Origin of the sequence: Adonisia turfae CCMR0081 (assembly GCF_011009555.1) — a bacterium.
In the GTDB taxonomy this organism is placed as follows: domain Bacteria; phylum Cyanobacteriota; class Cyanobacteriia; order Phormidesmidales; family Phormidesmidaceae; genus Leptothoe; species Leptothoe turfae.
Genome location: NZ_QXHD01000004.1, coordinates 739,726 through 755,171 on the forward strand (window position 1 = coordinate 739,726; position 15,446 = coordinate 755,171).

16 protein-coding genes are annotated in these 15,446 nt (G+C 46.6%); 8 read left to right on the plus strand and 8 right to left on the minus strand.

Going from position 1 to position 15,446, the window contains the following annotated elements:
* The first annotated feature begins 72 nt into the window (after positions 1 to 72).
* Positions 73 to 1,113 carry a histidinol-phosphate transaminase gene (gene hisC, locus DXZ20_RS07490; RefSeq protein WP_163697415.1) on the plus strand — a complete coding sequence of 347 codons (1,041 nt, stop codon included), beginning with the start codon at positions 73 to 75 and terminating at the stop codon, positions 1,111 to 1,113.
* A gap of 846 nt (positions 1,114 to 1,959) precedes the next feature.
* On the opposite strand, the gene DXZ20_RS07495 is transcribed toward hisC, so the two are convergent.
* Positions 1,960 to 2,910 carry a LysR family transcriptional regulator gene (locus tag DXZ20_RS07495; RefSeq protein WP_163660970.1) on the minus strand — a complete coding sequence of 317 codons (951 nt, stop codon included), beginning with the start codon at positions 2,908 to 2,910 and terminating at the stop codon, positions 1,960 to 1,962.
* On the opposite strand from DXZ20_RS07495, the gene DXZ20_RS07500 reads away from it, so the two are divergent.
* Entirely contained in the window at positions 2,909 to 3,118 is a 210-nt protein-coding gene (locus DXZ20_RS07500) for a hypothetical protein (RefSeq protein WP_163697417.1), read from the plus strand. The two genes, DXZ20_RS07495 and DXZ20_RS07500, sit on opposite strands and share 2 nt — an antisense overlap.
* On the opposite strand, the gene DXZ20_RS07505 is transcribed toward DXZ20_RS07500, so the two are convergent.
* Together DXZ20_RS07505 and DXZ20_RS07510 are read right to left on the minus strand one after the other, a co-directional pair.
* Positions 3,107 to 3,793: a glutathione S-transferase N-terminal domain-containing protein gene (locus DXZ20_RS07505; protein WP_163697420.1), complete on the minus strand. Its 687-nt coding sequence runs from the start codon at positions 3,791 to 3,793 to the stop codon at positions 3,107 to 3,109. The genes DXZ20_RS07500 and DXZ20_RS07505 overlap by 12 nt on opposite strands.
* 6 nt (positions 3,794 to 3,799) lie before the next feature.
* Positions 3,800 to 3,979, minus strand: a complete 180-nt coding sequence (locus tag DXZ20_RS07510) for a hypothetical protein (RefSeq protein ID WP_163697422.1) — start codon at positions 3,977 to 3,979, stop codon at positions 3,800 to 3,802.
* Between the two features lie 15 nt (positions 3,980 to 3,994).
* Between DXZ20_RS07510 and DXZ20_RS07515 the strand changes: the two genes are divergently transcribed.
* The 3 genes from DXZ20_RS07515 (at position 3,995) to DXZ20_RS07525 (ending at position 6,007) form a co-directional block, all read left to right on the plus strand.
* Positions 3,995 to 4,216, plus strand: coding sequence for a hypothetical protein (locus DXZ20_RS07515; protein ID WP_163660979.1), 222 nt, complete (start codon positions 3,995 to 3,997; stop codon positions 4,214 to 4,216).
* Between the two features lies 1 nt (position 4,217).
* Positions 4,218 to 5,285: a M42 family metallopeptidase gene (locus DXZ20_RS07520; protein WP_163697424.1), complete on the plus strand. Its 1,068-nt coding sequence runs from the start codon at positions 4,218 to 4,220 to the stop codon at positions 5,283 to 5,285.
* Between the two features lie 89 nt (positions 5,286 to 5,374).
* Positions 5,375 to 6,007, plus strand: a complete 633-nt coding sequence (locus DXZ20_RS07525; protein WP_163697426.1) for an HAD family hydrolase — start codon at positions 5,375 to 5,377, stop codon at positions 6,005 to 6,007.
* A 56-nt stretch (positions 6,008 to 6,063) separates the two neighbouring features.
* Here DXZ20_RS07525 and DXZ20_RS07530 read toward each other — a convergent pair whose 3' ends face one another.
* The 3 genes from DXZ20_RS07530 to DXZ20_RS07540 form a co-directional block, all read right to left on the minus strand.
* The gene (locus DXZ20_RS07530) at positions 6,064 to 8,778 is read right to left on the minus strand and encodes a response regulator (RefSeq protein WP_250565669.1); all 2,715 of its coding nucleotides are present in this window, start codon (positions 8,776 to 8,778) and stop codon (positions 6,064 to 6,066) included.
* Between the two features lie 81 nt (positions 8,779 to 8,859).
* Positions 8,860 to 9,516, minus strand: coding sequence for a YHS domain-containing (seleno)protein (locus DXZ20_RS07535; RefSeq protein ID WP_163697430.1), 657 nt, complete (start codon positions 9,514 to 9,516; stop codon positions 8,860 to 8,862).
* Positions 9,517 to 10,003: 487 nt separating this feature from the next.
* Positions 10,004 to 12,571 carry a cyclic nucleotide-binding domain-containing protein gene (locus DXZ20_RS07540; RefSeq protein ID WP_163697432.1) on the minus strand — a complete coding sequence of 856 codons (2,568 nt, stop codon included), beginning with the start codon at positions 12,569 to 12,571 and terminating at the stop codon, positions 10,004 to 10,006.
* 772 nt (positions 12,572 to 13,343) lie between these two features.
* On the opposite strand from DXZ20_RS07540, the gene DXZ20_RS07545 reads away from it, so the two are divergent.
* Positions 13,344 to 13,535: a hypothetical protein gene (locus DXZ20_RS07545; protein ID WP_163660993.1), complete on the plus strand. Its 192-nt coding sequence runs from the start codon at positions 13,344 to 13,346 to the stop codon at positions 13,533 to 13,535.
* Between the two features lie 240 nt (positions 13,536 to 13,775).
* On the plus strand, positions 13,776 to 14,036 hold the full coding sequence (gene rbp / locus DXZ20_RS07550; RefSeq protein WP_006517380.1) for an RNA-binding regulator: 261 nt from the start codon (positions 13,776 to 13,778) through the stop codon (positions 14,034 to 14,036).
* Positions 14,037 to 14,116: 80 nt separating this feature from the next.
* Here the strand turns inward: rbp and DXZ20_RS07555 are convergent, their stop codons facing one another.
* The gene (locus DXZ20_RS07555) at positions 14,117 to 14,299 is read right to left on the minus strand and encodes a hypothetical protein (protein WP_006517379.1); all 183 of its coding nucleotides are present in this window, start codon (positions 14,297 to 14,299) and stop codon (positions 14,117 to 14,119) included.
* 15 nt (positions 14,300 to 14,314) lie between these two features.
* On the minus strand, positions 14,315 to 14,668 hold the full coding sequence (locus DXZ20_RS07560; protein WP_163660995.1) for a Spx/MgsR family RNA polymerase-binding regulatory protein: 354 nt from the start codon (positions 14,666 to 14,668) through the stop codon (positions 14,315 to 14,317).
* 61 nt (positions 14,669 to 14,729) lie between these two features.
* Here DXZ20_RS07560 and DXZ20_RS07565 point away from each other — a divergent pair, with 61 nt between their 5' ends.
* Positions 14,730 to 15,401, plus strand: coding sequence for a glutathione S-transferase family protein (locus DXZ20_RS07565; RefSeq protein ID WP_163697434.1), 672 nt, complete (start codon positions 14,730 to 14,732; stop codon positions 15,399 to 15,401).
* The last annotated feature ends 45 nt before the right edge of the window (positions 15,402 to 15,446 follow it).

The window sequence follows — 15,446 nt, forward strand, 5'->3', positions numbered from 1 at the left end:
CTCTCTTTTTAGCAAAATCACGGACATCGTTAACAACATAACTGCAACAATATCCGTGAATATAATGGGGCCATGAGATATTTTCGACCCGTTATTACAACAGCCACTGGCCATCAGCCTAGCCCCTATCGATCCCCCAACCAATCCATCATCAAGCTCAATAGCAATGAAAACCCCTATCCCCCCTCGCCAAATGTACTGAAACGTCTAAACACGTTTGATGGGGAGTGGTTACGCCGTTACCCCGATCCCTATTCGCAAGAATTCTGTCATGCAGCGGCAGCGGCGTTAGGCATTCCTTCAGATTGGATTATCGTTGGCAACGGCTGTGATGATCTGCTCAATATATTGATGAGGGCCTGTATAGATGAGACACGAACGGTTGTTTATCCAACGCCCACTTATAGCCTTTATCGCACTTTGGCCCAGATCTGTGGCGCTCAGATTATTGAAATCACCTACGATACACAATTCTCTCTACCACTGGAGAAAATTGTGCAAGCCGATGGAGCTCTCACGCTCATAGCATCACCCAATAGTCCATCGGGCCATCAGATTCCCATGGCTGAGCTCCGGCAGTTAGCCACCACCATTCAGGGGCTATTAGTGATTGATGAAGCCTATGTGGACTTCGCAGAAGAATCGGCGTTAAGTCTGACGCAAACCCATGGGAATGTTCTGGTACTGCGAACCCTGTCTAAAGGCTATAGCCTGGCAGGACTACGATTTGGCTTTGGCATCGCTCAACCTGCATTACTCGCAGATTTATTTAAGGTGAAAGATAGCTATGGAGTGGATGCGATCGCAAATTGTGCTGCTGCTGCCGCCATTGCCGATCAGACCTATAAAAATCAGTGTGTAAACCAAATCAAATTAGATCGACAGCACCTCACCTTAGCCCTACGCAAGCTAGGCTTCCAGGTGCCACCATCCCATGGCAACTTCGTCCTGGCCACCCATCCAGAAGCGCCAAGGCTCCATGACGCCCTTAGGGAGCATGATATTTGGGTACGCCACTATCCCCAAGCCCATTTAACCAACAAGCTTCGGATTACAGTGGGCACACCAGAGCAGAATCAGCGGCTTTTACAGGTGCTAACAAACTTACTATAAGCAGTCAGCAGGGGATGAGGAGTTCCCAAAACGAAAGCCGAGAATACTCCACCTTTGGACAATGTAAAGCATTAACACAATTAGATACATTAATGGATGAAACTAAACCCTAGAGCAACACTGAGAACCATGCATCCTTCACAGAGAGCATAAGCATCTTGAGCGAGAAGCGTATCTTATCTGGGCTAGCTTAGCGGGAATTCCAGTGTCTCTAAATATCCTGTCACACAAGTCTCCTAAGTTCTTTTACTTAGGAGACTTTTTTATAACCCAAACAACCATTGTCAAACGCCACTCGTCACCCTACAACAAGACAAAACAAACATATATTTACGATCTGTTCACTTTAGATAGAATTAAGGCGCTTGCGCTTAAATGATCATCCTCTTACCCCATCACTCATGCACCCATCTACAGCCCCAACATAGGTCTTTATTTTTGTGCAGCCCCCTAACTCGTGCCTGTAAGCAGTCCTAAAGAGACTTTATCCATACCGTAAATCTCACCACATTGAACTCTCTTCAGGATCTCTTCCCATTGCACTAATACTGCACTAACACTTAGAAGACACGATCTCAAAAAAGCAAAAAACTAGTATTTCTATCAGGCTTCACATAAACCAACCAGTAAAATCGTTCGAAATCTAAAATCCTCCTTAACCCTTAGGCTAAGCAAGAATAAAACAAGTTAAATTGCAAACAACACTAAATCACGGAGAAGCATTGAACATCTAAACCAAGGAAGTTTTCCTACAGAACCTCCCACTCTAGAGGTTGCTTTTCTGACTCAGCTCAGAAGATCAAACCGAGAGTAAGTTTGGGTATTCAATCTCTCCGAAATATCCTGTCACACCATCTCCTGAGCTTTTTGCCTGGGAGATGTTTTATTGCTTGGGTCTAAAGCGTCTTGGGTACTCTCTTTCAACAATTCCATAAATGCAAACACGGGTGGCGGTAAGAGGGCATCAGCAAGTGTGGCCACACAAATGATGCGATAAATCGGTTCTGGCAAACTGCACACCTGCACACCAGGGGGAATAGGTTCAGCAGCAAGTCGGGGACTAATGGCTGCGCCTAGACCTTTGGCTACCATATTCACGATGGTGGCGTCAGACCGAATTTGATACGTGGGCGTTAACTCCACACCATACTGGCGGCCATGGTTGATGACCATGGCATCACAGCTATCACCGTCAGGTGCCATAATCAGCGGATAGGTCGTTAAGGTTTCCCAGGTAAGGGGCTCGGGTAATGCAGTATCCGGGGGGAACAGCACCACAAACTCATCCTGGGTCAGTTCTGAGGCTTCTAGATCTGGAGCATGGGGTAAGTAGGTAATTCCCACATCTGCCTTACCCTTGCGCAAATCAGATTCAACATCAGGACGGTCATCGTATTCGGCAATGGTGATTGCGATCGCAGGATACCGCTGACAATATTGCGCAATCACCTCCGGCAAAATATGGGTAGCTGCACTGCGAAAGGCCGCAATCCGCAACTGCCCACCCTCAAACCCCTTAGCCAGGTTGGCCTGCTGATAAATATCCTCAATTAAATGCAGCACATGGCGGGCGCGCTCGATAATCTGCTGCCCCACGGGTGTGGGCACAGCCCCGTAGCGTCCACGGGAAAACAGCACCACCCCTAGATCCTCTTCCAAGGTAGCAATGGCATAGCTTACAGCTGACTGCGATAGCTGCAGCTGTAGGGCTGCCTCACTAAAACTACCGCCATCAGCCACAGCAATTAGCACTCGCAGTTGCGAAGGTTTGAGTTGCCCCAGGCGATCCTGTCCCATGATGTGCGTAAAAAGTGACCCACACCATTGTGACAAGTTCTTGGCCATTAACCTATGGAATCGACTGATAGCATCTATGGAGTGGTTTTATGTCAAGGCAAATGGATACCCCGTAGGGGCTGGCCTTGTGCCTACCCTGGGACAAGAGGCGACGGCAAAGCAGGGCAACCATAAGGGATTGCCCCTACGGATATTGCTATTTTTCTAGGTTAAAGAGCAGTTTCTTTTCGTCATCAGTGAATGGCTTCGGGGCCGGATTCACAATCTTTGCCCGCCCATAGGCGCGCTGTACAGCAGGTCGAGCAGCAATTGCATTAAACCAACGTTTTAGATGGGGAAAATCATGGAGGTCTTGCCCCTGTTTGGCATAGGGGACAATCCACGGATAGATCGCCATGTCAGCAATAGAGTAAGCGCCAGCAACATACTCGCGTTCGACCAGACGCTGATTTAGCACTCCATATAGCCGCGCTGTTTCTTTGACATAGCGATTAATAGCATAGGGAATTTTCTCAGGGGCATAGCCAGAGAAATGATGATTTTGCCCCAGCATGGGCCCCAGCCCCCCCATCTGCCAATAGAGCCACTGCAACACCTCGGTTCTAGCTCGTAAGTCCGCCGGTAAAAACTGGCCCGTTTTTTCTGATAAATATTGCAGAATTGCCCCTGACTCAAACAGGCTAATGGGTTCACCACCGTCCGTAGGAGCCTGGTCGACAATGGCCGGGATCCGATTATTAGGCGCAATCTTAAGAAACTCAGGCTGAAACTGCTCACCTTTGCCAATGTTAATGGGGTGAATTGTGTAAGGTATGTTTGCTTCTTCGAGGAAAATCGTGATCTTGTGGCCGTTGGGCGTCGTCCAATAATAGAGGTCGATCATGATTAACTACTTTGTACGAAAATCTTGAACTATTCTAGCGTAGGTTTCAAGATTGGGCGTGAACTGTTGAAAGTTCTCAATTACCATGGATAACTCACGAAGCATCCAGTTCACGACTTCCATCGGAGACGCGTTACGAACGACTTCGCTCAGTTGGCTGAATGTGGCAGGATAAAGCAGTTGCATAGGTGAGCAGAGAGCATGGCCCTGTCCAAGGAAGAATCAAAACAGCTATTAGAACGCATTATTTTTGAAGAAACAGCCCCAAAAGATTGGGTGCAAGATGTATGGGGTCTAAGCCCAATGCACGGCGACGAAGCAGCCAAACTGTTAGATATATTCGATGCCCTGATTGAATGCTGTTCTGAGGAGAAGCTAGAGAATTTAGTCCAGGGTCTGATTCGATCTCAGGCGGAGGTATAGCATGGGCATCTGGGATGTTGATCGCTTCTTTTCTATTATTGAGGAGTTAGTCCTTTGCCATTCCCCCAGTGGCGTTGAAGGAGAGATAAATCAGTATATTCAGAAGTGGCTGGACAATCTTGGTGTTGAACATTGGCACGATGAAGCCGACAACATTGTGATTAAAATCCCAGGTCGTACTAGTAATGGGGCGATTGCTGTTACTGCCCATAAAGATGAGATTGGTGCTCTTGTTAAAGGCATTGAGTCTGGGGGCAGGCTACAGGTCAGACGTTTAGGTGGAGCCTATCCCTGGGTTTATGGTGAAGGTGTAGTCGATCTGCTCGGCGATAAGGAGACTATCTCAGGTATTCTTAGCTTTGGGTCTCGCCATGTTTCCCATGAGTCTCCCCACAAATCTCAGCAAGAAGGTAAAGCAGTACGCTGGGAGACAGCCTGGGTAGAGACTAAACTCTCAACCCCAGAATTGGTGAGGGCTGGAATTCGCCCTGGAACACGGATGGTGGTGGGCAAACATCGTAAGCGTCCGTTTCGTTTAGGGAATCATATTGCCAGTTATACCTTAGACAACAAAGCATCGGTCGCTATTTTGTTAGGTTTGGCAGAGCGGGTCAAAAACCCTCCGGTAGATGTATATCTGGTGGCCTCTGCCAAAGAAGAAGTCGGTGCGATCGGGGCCCTATTCTTCAGTCAACGACAGAAGTTGAGTCGGCTGATTGCGTTGGAAATTTGTCCCCTATCTCAGGAGTACCCAATTGTTGATGGTCCCAGGCCTGTTTTGTTCGCCCAAGATAGCTACGGTCTCTATGACGAAGGACTGAATCAGGAGTTGATCTCAGCGGCGTCCACTGTCAGGATTCAGCTTCAACAGGCAGTGATTTCTCAATTTGGTAGTGATGCATCAATTGCGATGAAGTTTGGCCATGTGCCGAAGGGAGCTTGTTTGAGTTTTCCGACGCAGAATACCCATGGATATGAGATTGCTGATTTGGGTGCGATCGCAAATTGCCTCACTGTCCTCACCGCATACTTAAACAACGGTGTTCAATCATGCAGCCACAACGGATAGGAGCCGCCTCAGCCCAAGACTCAGAGTGACTAAACTAAGCTTTATCACCCCACGTTACACTGACAAAAGTAGTCAACCAGGAATGAGGTATGCAATTAACCGGCAACGAGAATCTGGCTAATCGCACCTGCTGGGTGTTCGACATGGATGGCACATTGACCCTTGGTATCCACAATTTTGAAGCGATTCGAGCAACCTTAGAACTACCGGTAGGCACACCCATTCTGGAATCATTACGTCAGTTGCCCCCAGATATTGCCGCCGTTAAATATAAACAGTTACGAGAGATTGAGTTAGACCTAGCAAGTCAAGCCACTGCACAGCCTGGAGCCCATGAACTATTAGAACTGCTCATTAGCCAAGGCAAACAAATTGGCATTCTTACCCGAAACGGCAAAGATATTGCCCATGAGACCCTCGATGCTTGCGGTTTGATGGATTTTTTTGAACCCGCCCTCGTACTCAGTCGCGACTGTCATGCACCAAAACCAGAACCCGATGGTATTTTAGCGCTATTGGATACTTGGGAGGCTCCATCCACCGCAGCCGTGATGGTGGGAGATTATAAGTTTGACCTGATGGCGGGGCAGCGAGCGGGCACAGCAACGATCTACATTGACACCGATGGCGAGTTTATGTGGTCAGAGTATGCAGATTATGGGGTGCGATCTCTAAAGGCTGTGGTTGATTGGCTAGACACACCTCAGCCGGTCAATTTCTAATCAGACACTTAGCCCATGCATAACACTAGTGAACAACAGAACGAATTTACTCCCCTCTAATTTGCTCCCCATTTTGCAAGCATACCCTGGATTTGTTCTAGGGCATAGGGTTTACTAATATAGTCATCCATGCCAGCTGCAAAACAAGCCGCTTGGTCCTCCTGCCGGACATTAGCGGTTGCTGCAATAATCTTTGGGCGATCTTCACCCCATTTTTCAATGATTTGCTCAGTTGCTTCCAAGCCATCTATTTCAGGCATTTGAAGATCCATGAAAATAATGTCATAGTGCTGACGTTCTAAAGCCTCTAAAACTTCCAATCCATTAGCCGCTAGATCACCCGAATAATCTAACTTCGCCAAAATCCGTAACACCACCATTTGATTTACAGGGTTATCCTCAGCTACTAGAATCCTGAGGGGCGGGCGGTTTCCAGAGCCATTGCCAGATACATGGGCCTCAGATAAAGAGTTAGCATCTTGGGAGAAAGGTTTCGCAGTGCTATCACAATTATTTTGTTGTTTTTCAGAATATTGTTGAGAGTTCTGTTGAGCTTTAACAAGGTCAGTTACAGCATTCCACAAGTTTGCATGCTTAATGGGTTTAGTTAACCAAGCATCGAATAGCTCTTCTTTATCATGGGGTTTGCTAACAGCGCCCAACATAATACAAGGCAAGGGAAAATCAAGTTGAAGCGAGCGAATCTGCTGAACAAGTTCCAAGCCATCCATACCTGGCATCTGGACATCGATAATAGCTAAATCAAACTGTTGGCCTCGTTTTAGGCTGCCTAAAGCAGCTTGAGCCGATGGCACAGTGTCTGGTTTTAGTCCCCATTGACTGCACTGTTCTGCCAGCACCGCACAACTCGCATGACTATCATCAACAATCAAAACACGGCATGCTTGCAGAACTGGAACTTGAGGGTTTAGATGCAGCTGTGATTGTGCGTCTGCTAATCGAGTTTGCATGGAGAAATAAAAGGTTGAACCTTGCCCCACATCACTGGCGACCCAAATTTCACCTCCCATTAAGGTTACTAAGCGTTTACAAATAGCCAGCCCTAGGCCAGTCCCCCCATATTTTCGGGTCGTAGAATTATCAACTTGAGAAAAGTCCTTAAAGAGTTTAGGAATTCCATCGATCGGAATGCCAATACCGGTATCTTTAACGAAGAATTCCAGGATTATAGGAAATTCAGGTTGGATAGTTTCCAGTGTTTTTGAGTCTATTGTTTTTGAGTTTAGTGGTTCAGACTGCCTCAGTCTCACTGAAATCAGAACCTCTCCTTTCTCTGTAAACTTAATAGCATTACTAACTAAATTCATTAAAATTTGACGTAGCCGATTCAAATCACCTTGAATGCATAGGGGAACATCACTGGCAATTTGATATAACAAATCTAAATTTTTCTCTAAAGCTTCACTGGCAAAAAGATCTAGAACATCTTCGATACAGTGCCTGAGTTCAAAGGAAGATTCTTCGAGAACCATGTAGCCTGATTCAATTTTAGAGAAGTCGAGAATATCGTTAATAACGCCCAGTAAGCTATCACTACTATTCTGAATAATATCGACATACTCTTGCTGCTCAAAACTTAAATCAGTATTTAACAGTAAGCTCGTGGTACCAATGACTCCATTCATCGGTGTTCGAATTTCGTGACTCATGTTGGCCAGAAATTGAGACTTAGCCTGGCTAGCGATTTCTGCTTTTTTCTTCTCTTCACGAATTGTCTCAAACTGGCTCTGAATTTGAGTGGACATTGCTTTAAAGTTTTGAGCTAAAGCCCCAACTTCATCATTTCCCTCAGGAAGTTCTCCCAAATACTGAAAATGACCTATCGCCATCTCATTCATGGCATTTTTTAATTGTTTCAGACGAATAAGTAATGATTGGGCGCTACGAATCTGTAGCAAAGTGAAGGTAATCAGTAAAATAAAGACAATGGTAAATACTAAAACTGTTTGCAAACTAGAAATCTGCCGTTGGGACTGGAGCTGTTCGGTTGTCAAATCGAGTAAATCATTGACTTCCTGCTGGCTGTTAGAAATATTAGGGGCAATTCGATCAAATTGCAGAGAGGCTTCAGCCGTAGAAAGCTCCAACTCTAACGTACTGTACATTAGTTCAACAACTAGCTCTCGATATTGTTGAACTTCATCCAACAAAAATGACTCGAAGGTGACAGGACCTATAAATTCAGACCTGATGATGGCTTGTTCCAGGTCTGTAACTTGATTAACTAGCCGATCTGACAGACGCATATCTAGGGTGCTGATGAAGTCTCGCTCATAAAGTTGCATTCGAAAGAACTTGGAAATCAAAACCTGTTTATCAGAAACATCGAGTTCTGCTTGAATGCGATCTTTAACCGTTTGGAGTTCAGTTAACGTTCCTGTGCCATCAGTAGCAGCAATACGAGACTGAATTTCTAAGGTTTGATTAACCGATTGCTCATACTTATCAACAATCACTAAAAACGTTTCAAGGGAATCGATAATCTTATCATGGTCATTCTCTTGACAAATTTCTATCAAGTCATATGCAATCTGCCTTGTCCGATCAAGGTGATCCGTAAACTTAGAGGAGGCTGAAAGATCTTGAACCTGATTAACCTGGACCTCATCCAATCGAGCCATGAGCATTGATGATTCCATCTGATTCAAGTTCTCTTTAATCGAAAGAAGTTGCTCCTGTTTTTGAATTAGAGCATTATGTTGAGCCCGATCTTGAAAATCCAGAAATGCCAAAGTTGCAGTAGCTGCCAAGGCAACCACTGCAAAGGAAGAAAAGTTAGAGAGGAACTGCAGTCTTTTGCGAATCATAAAACCGAGCCGACTAGGTTTGGTTTAAAGCTCCTCTGGAGATTTAAACTGAATAGTGGGCCAGTTAGCAGCAACTTTCTGAAGGTTACCCGTACTATCTAGTAAGAACTTCTGCTGCACATCCTCATTGAGGAAAACATATAAGCGAGACTTAATCACAGACCACACTTGCGGATCACCATCAAACTTCTTTCGCAGGACAATACCAAACGTGCAGTAACCGCCATTGGCAGGCGCATATTTTTCAGGTTCACGGCTAAATAGATCTCGATTCTCAGCAGTTGCAAAGTACCAGGTTGCATCATGCCAGACGAGGCTGTAACTATCCTGGCCTTTTACTGGCCCACTTTCCGTAAAGTAAGAAACTGGATCATAGCCCCGCAAAGCAATGCCCTTCTCATCCAGGTTCATATGAACCAGATTATGCGCAGCTTGAACTAGCCCAGTTTGAGGAGCAGCCTCAGGTTGAGAGGCGGTTTCAGTTTGAGAGGTGGCCTCAGGTTGAGAGGTGGCCTCAGGTTGAGGGTCAGCCTCAGGTTGAGGGGCAATCTCCTGGAAGGTGGACGTATCGGACACCCTAGCATCAGGTCTGCAGCTACTTATACCAATTACCAACATCCCCACCCCTAAAAGAGCTGGAATGGATGAGGTGATAACGTTGACGGCTTGTTTTCTAATCATAAAGAGTCCTGCACGCTAGCTTTTGATCGTTGCTCATTCGAGAAGTAGCGAGAATATGATTTTCCTAACTGCATACTCCAGTTTAGCCGTTGGATTGGGCAAATAACCTTTGAGCAGGCTACTACGCTACGCAAATGTGCTGAGCGCGGATTGGCATACGTTAGACCAAATGCTGCATAGATCTATCAACCGAGATAAAGTGTACCCCTCCTTTATACAGAGCTATATGCTGTAAATCAGCAATACAGTAACGAGCTTATTCTTATATTGAGACTCCGATAAAGTAATCGTTTAGAGCGCACATCTTCTGCTGTGGATTCGTAGATGAAATCACCCACACTTATGAAGTTTTGAGAAGCCAAGATAGTGACAAGGAAGCAGGGGGTGGAGTTTATTCAATGGGATTGAGACTTCCCCTATATCGGGACTGAAGGGCTCAGGCTGTCCACTTACCTCAGCTAGCAAAATATTTTGTTGTTTTGCAAGACTAATCAACGCAAACGATAAGTTTATACAGGATGGCTGTTATGCCTATAGTAAAGCCATGAAGAGGCAGTATCTTTAACCAAGGTTGTCGGGCGATACGCTGGGTGAGTACTATGCTCAGTAACGCTCCAAATATTAGGCTAACGCCTTGCAAAAAAGCAATTACAGCTGGATGTGCTACGACTACAGGCCCAGTGCTTGCCAAGCCAAAACTGGCTAAGGAAACGGGGATAATACGCCCTGCCTCAGTTAGGCCAAGAGAAAGATAATGGGCCAGACTGCCCAATAGAACGATGGGTAGCCAGCCATAGGCAACTTGAATAAACGGGCGGGCTTTCAGGCGAGGTTGAATGAGATGGGTGAGTTTATGAGTGGCCCAGGCCATGGGCCATGGAGCAAAGAGCAGCAGGGTGGTTGCGATCGCATGTCCCCCAAATCCCTCAACCCGATGCGCCACGCCTAACAGCTCTGCCACTGCCGGTAGCCGATGCACAAAAACCGCTCCCCACAGCAATAACAGCAGTGCCACCTCATGGTGCGCAGGCGTGTGCGTGGTCCATAACTCAATGCCAGGGGGGCGTAGATTAAACTCCACCGACCGATGGGGACATGCTTTTAGACAGGTCATACACAGCACACAGTTTCGATTATCCACTAGCTGAGCTGGATGAGAATAGACTGGACAGCCACCAGTCTCTTGCCCTTCTCCTTTAGCTGGTCCACCTTTGTAACATTGATAGGTGCTACAGGTGGCTGAACAAATACCTGTTTGCCCCCGCAATTCTGTCATAGAGAGTTTCGCAAATAGTCCGTTCATGCCACCAATGGGGCACAGGTAACGGCACCAAAAACGCCGCTCAAAGAGTGCGGAACAAATCATGGCCCCAGCCGTGATAATCAGCAATAGCCAGGCAGAGAGATAGGCCGTGTTTTCTAAATTCCATAGTTCTTCCCAGATCAAAATGGCGGCAAAGCCTGCATATAAAATCCAGCCTCCCCAGCGCTCTGCCCACTGCCTTGGCCATTCCCCAAGCTGTCTGGGCCATAGCCATAGAGAGAGTTTTTGAGTAATTTCTCCATAGATCATAAAGGGGCAAACAGCACACCAAAGACGACCCACAAAAGGAAATAACAACAAAATTAATGGCCACCACCAGGCCCAAAAGAAATTCAGGGCAATATTGGCATCACGGGTTTGGGGACCGAAGAATAATAAAGCGACCACTAACCCATAGAACCAGCTGGTAAAACCAAAATTGATGCGATCAGGCCACCAGGGACTACGTAGGAACTGCCGTAATTTTGGATAAGCGTTGAGTAAATTCAGACGAAATCGATTGGGTTGTTCACTGGCGGACCAAAAGACTTCTTCATTCAGGCGAGGAGCACATTCTGCCTGTTCAATGGCCCGTTGCACTAGGCTATCTAGTTCCTTGAGATTGCTAGGGAAATCATAGCTTTGTAAACGACGCAATGCTTCGGGGGTCAGCCTAGGCTTACGGATTCCGCGTTTTCGACAGTAGAGCTGAATGTAGTAGTTGATTTGGGCTTCTATGTCGGCTTTTCTCACCCGGAGGGGAGGGACTTTCACCTGTTGAGGAGACAGGTTTGCAAAGGGTGTGAGACTCTTTTCTGAGATCATCATGATCCAGGCAGCACTCTCCTTGACTGCTGATGGTGCATTGCCTGGCTGAGTAGTGGGTTGATACTGGCCTGTTTTGATCAATCTCAGAATAGCGGGGCGTAGTTCAGGATCTAGATCCTGAATGTTGTTCAGCAATAGGGTGCCCTGGTCTAACCAGTCCAACAGTCCTGGACGACTCTCGCCTTTACCAAATAGCTCAATGGCCCGCAAGGTTTTGCAATTCACCTTAATCATGGGTTCTTGTTTGTAGTGAGACCCAAAATGGATTAGGGCAGCCAGGTTATCTTTTTCTAATCCTGGCTCACCAAAAATAAGCACTGGGTCGCGCCGTCCGTGGTCATCGGCCATCACACTTGCTGCTGTACGCACGGATTGCCGTAGACGTTGGGCATAGCGACTAGCGCCGACCACGCCCCGGCTGACCTTGGGTACTAAGTAGGGGCGTAGTTCTTGTTGGCGCTCTTGTTCGTAAAGTAGCTGGGCAGACAGCTGTTCAACTTCTTCAGCCAATAGTTCGGAGAGCTGTTGGCTGAGACTTGGATGTTCGGAGGCGATCTGCCTTAGTTTGTCAGCAGATAGCTGCCACAGCTCACAATCTTCGAGGGTAATGATGGTGTAATCGGTGGGCTGCTCTAGCAGGATTTCTTGTAAGTGTAAAACTACCCCCGGCAACAGCTCTACAATCTGGGCCATAGACGTCCGCTGGCTACGGTAGCGTTCTAAATGACCGGCTTTCAGAATATAGAGGGCATCGGCTTGGGTATCTTCGAGAATAAGACGACGGTTGGCTTGGATAGAGAGCGGGGTTAGGTTGGTTGCGATCGCAACCAAGACCTCCTCTGGCAATACCTTGAGGCATGTGGCCTGCCGCAGCCAGTTAACCCGCGTTGCCACCTCAGCCATCTCAGTCGCATACTCCGCCATGATTGATGCACCCTGACTATTCAGATGGTTTGGATGATGACACAATCACCCGCCACACCACAAATAGTAAAAAACTTAGATAAGTAATCGTAAATACCCAGTTCTGCCAACTATCGCCTGCTTGAATAACGTCTATATCTATCATATTTATTTACTTATAAGCCAATGGTGTAAGCGGGAATTATCATATGACCTTTGGGTATCGATTAGCATACAAAACAGGGTAGATACAGAGAAAAGGCTGACAGTTGACTCCGCAAAAGTGTCTTTGTCGCAACAAAACTCTCCATTTATCGCACTGTTGAACCATGGTTCTCTTGTGATTGACTGCTATTAACCTGTTAGCGTGGCTCAACAGCAGCCTCACATACGCGACGAGATTTATGTTGTAGCTTCGGCACGGGTGAGTTTATCAACGACCCATCTCGCCATCGAGTTGAGCCAGGAGAGGTTTTATTCGTACTAGCCGGTAGGAAGCATCGAGTTGAGATTTTTTCAGAAGACTTTGGTAAATGGGTATTTTTCCATGGCCCTGGAGGTGTTGAAAGACCATTGGTTGAGTAGTCGAGTTGTTGCCAACTAGTGCAGTTCAGCACTAGTTGGCATCCTCCAATAGATAGTGCGATTTTGCTAACCAAGTCGAATTGATTTCTATAAGCTATAAGTGAGGATCTGCTCAAAAAGTTTCGGTAAACCGTACGGTAACGAACGATAAACGATTGAAGTAGTCGCTAGGATCAATTAACCCGGCCCCATTGACAGGCTGTTCATTATGCTGAGCAAAAACCTAAAACCTACTGATAATCAAGACGCATGGCTACAAAAGCCCCTTAAAACGCTTAACCGTCGCACATTACAAGTCTCCCATCCCCACTGGAGTGATAGTGAGCTAAATCAAGCTATTTTGATGCTTGATCTTAAGCAAGACAACCCTTATGGCGATTTGGGTGTAATTCTGACATAAATTTGCCGGTCTAGCGCAAAATCACTCCTGAGGAAATCTATAGGCCTGGATGTAAAAGATTTTTTATCAAGCCTTCCTCACAAGTCGTCCAGGCAACGATTCTGGCCCGAATTTCTGTGTTAAGGTGACCCTGGATGAGCAGTCAACTGCGGCTAGTCAGTTCGTCTATACCTATCTGGGTGCCAGCTGTCTAAGTGTTACTCTCGTCAGTTTTTCATCTTAATTGTTTGGAGAAGGTCCATGTCCATTTATGTAGGGAATATCGCCTACACGGTTTCGCAGGAAGATATTCAGGAAGTATTCGCAGATTACGGTACCGTTAAGCGAGTAACTGTTCCTATGGATCGCGAAACCGGTCGTCCTCGCGGATTTGCATTTGTAGAAATGTCTGCGGATGCCGAAGAAGACGCTGCTATCGAGGCCCTTGATGGAGCTGAATGGCTCGGTCGTGAGATTCGTGTCAATAAAGCACGCCCTCGGGAGGAAAGACCAAAGCGCTAACCCTGGCCCATTCTATTTAATTCAAGGTTTATCAGAAGTGCCACATTTCTGTTACAAATGTGGCACTTCTTGGTGTGGCTTTATTGCCAAAAATACGTACCCAAAAATACTGCGGCTGTTCCTCCAAAAAGTACCGCCCAAATCAACCATTCTGTTGGAGTAATGCGTTTAGGATCAAACTTAAACCGATTGGTTTGGGGCCGTTTTTGAGGTACTTTTCCATATTTAGGATCTTGTTCTTTTCTGCGTTTGGCTTCTCCCATGGGGTACTCCCTTTGTTAAATTAGCTTTGCCTGTAACTCGCCTTCTTTTACCCGGAAGCCTACTAATACAGCCTGATCATCTTTGACAAATAGAGGCCGCTTGAGAAGCATGGCGTCTTCCGTAAAGGCGTCTATCCACTGAGCATCACTCCAGGTTTTCTTTTCTTCTCCTAAGGCGCGATAAGACATGCCGGATGTATTACGCATCGGCTTAGCAGTTAGTGTCGTCACCCAGTCGGTAATTTGCTCACGACCAGGGGGATGCTCTTTAGTATTGATAAACTCATAGTCAACACCGTTAGCATCGAGCCATGTCAAGGCTTTTTTACAGGTGCCGCAGTTGGGAATGCCGTAAACCTGGAGCGCCATAGTTACTTCAGTTCTGTGATTTGCTTACGGATGTTAGCATTTTCCAATTCAGGTGTTGACCATGGGTTTTAGATTAATTATTGGTAATAAAAACTATTCTTCCTGGTCTTTACGGGCCTGGCTATTTTTGACTGAAAGTGGTCTGGCGTTTGAAGAGGTTCGCCTGCCGCTGTTTACAGAAGCCTGGCAGCAAATTAGTCAATACAGTCCGGCAAGACGGGTACCGGTACTGATGGATGGAGCAATTGCGGTTTGGGACAGTAGTGCCATCTATGGCTATGTGCGATCTCAACATCCCAGGGCCATTGGTTGGCCCACAGACCAAAAGGCCCAGGCCATCGCTCGCTCCATTGCGGCTGAAATGCACAGCGGTTTTTTCGGTATTCGAGAACAGCTGCCGCAAAACGTTCGTGCGCGGGTGCCTGTGGAGCGCGCCAATCTACAGACATCCACCCAACAGGAAATCAGTCGCGTTGAGCAAATGTGGACCCAAGCCTATGACACCTATGGTGGACCCTGGCTATTTGGCGATTTTTCCATCGCAGATGTGGTCTATGCCCCTGTGGCCCTCAGATTCGTCACCTATGAAATCCAGCTAATGCCTACGGCCAGGGCGTTTGTAGATGCAGTAAAGGCATTGCCCTCTATCCAAGCTTGGGCGAAGGCATCTGCTGCAGAATCAGAAGCAATAAGCTTTATTGATCAACTACACATTGCTGACGATAGTGAATAAACTAGGGTCATACCTGATGTGCCTTTTGCACAGCTATATAAGGTA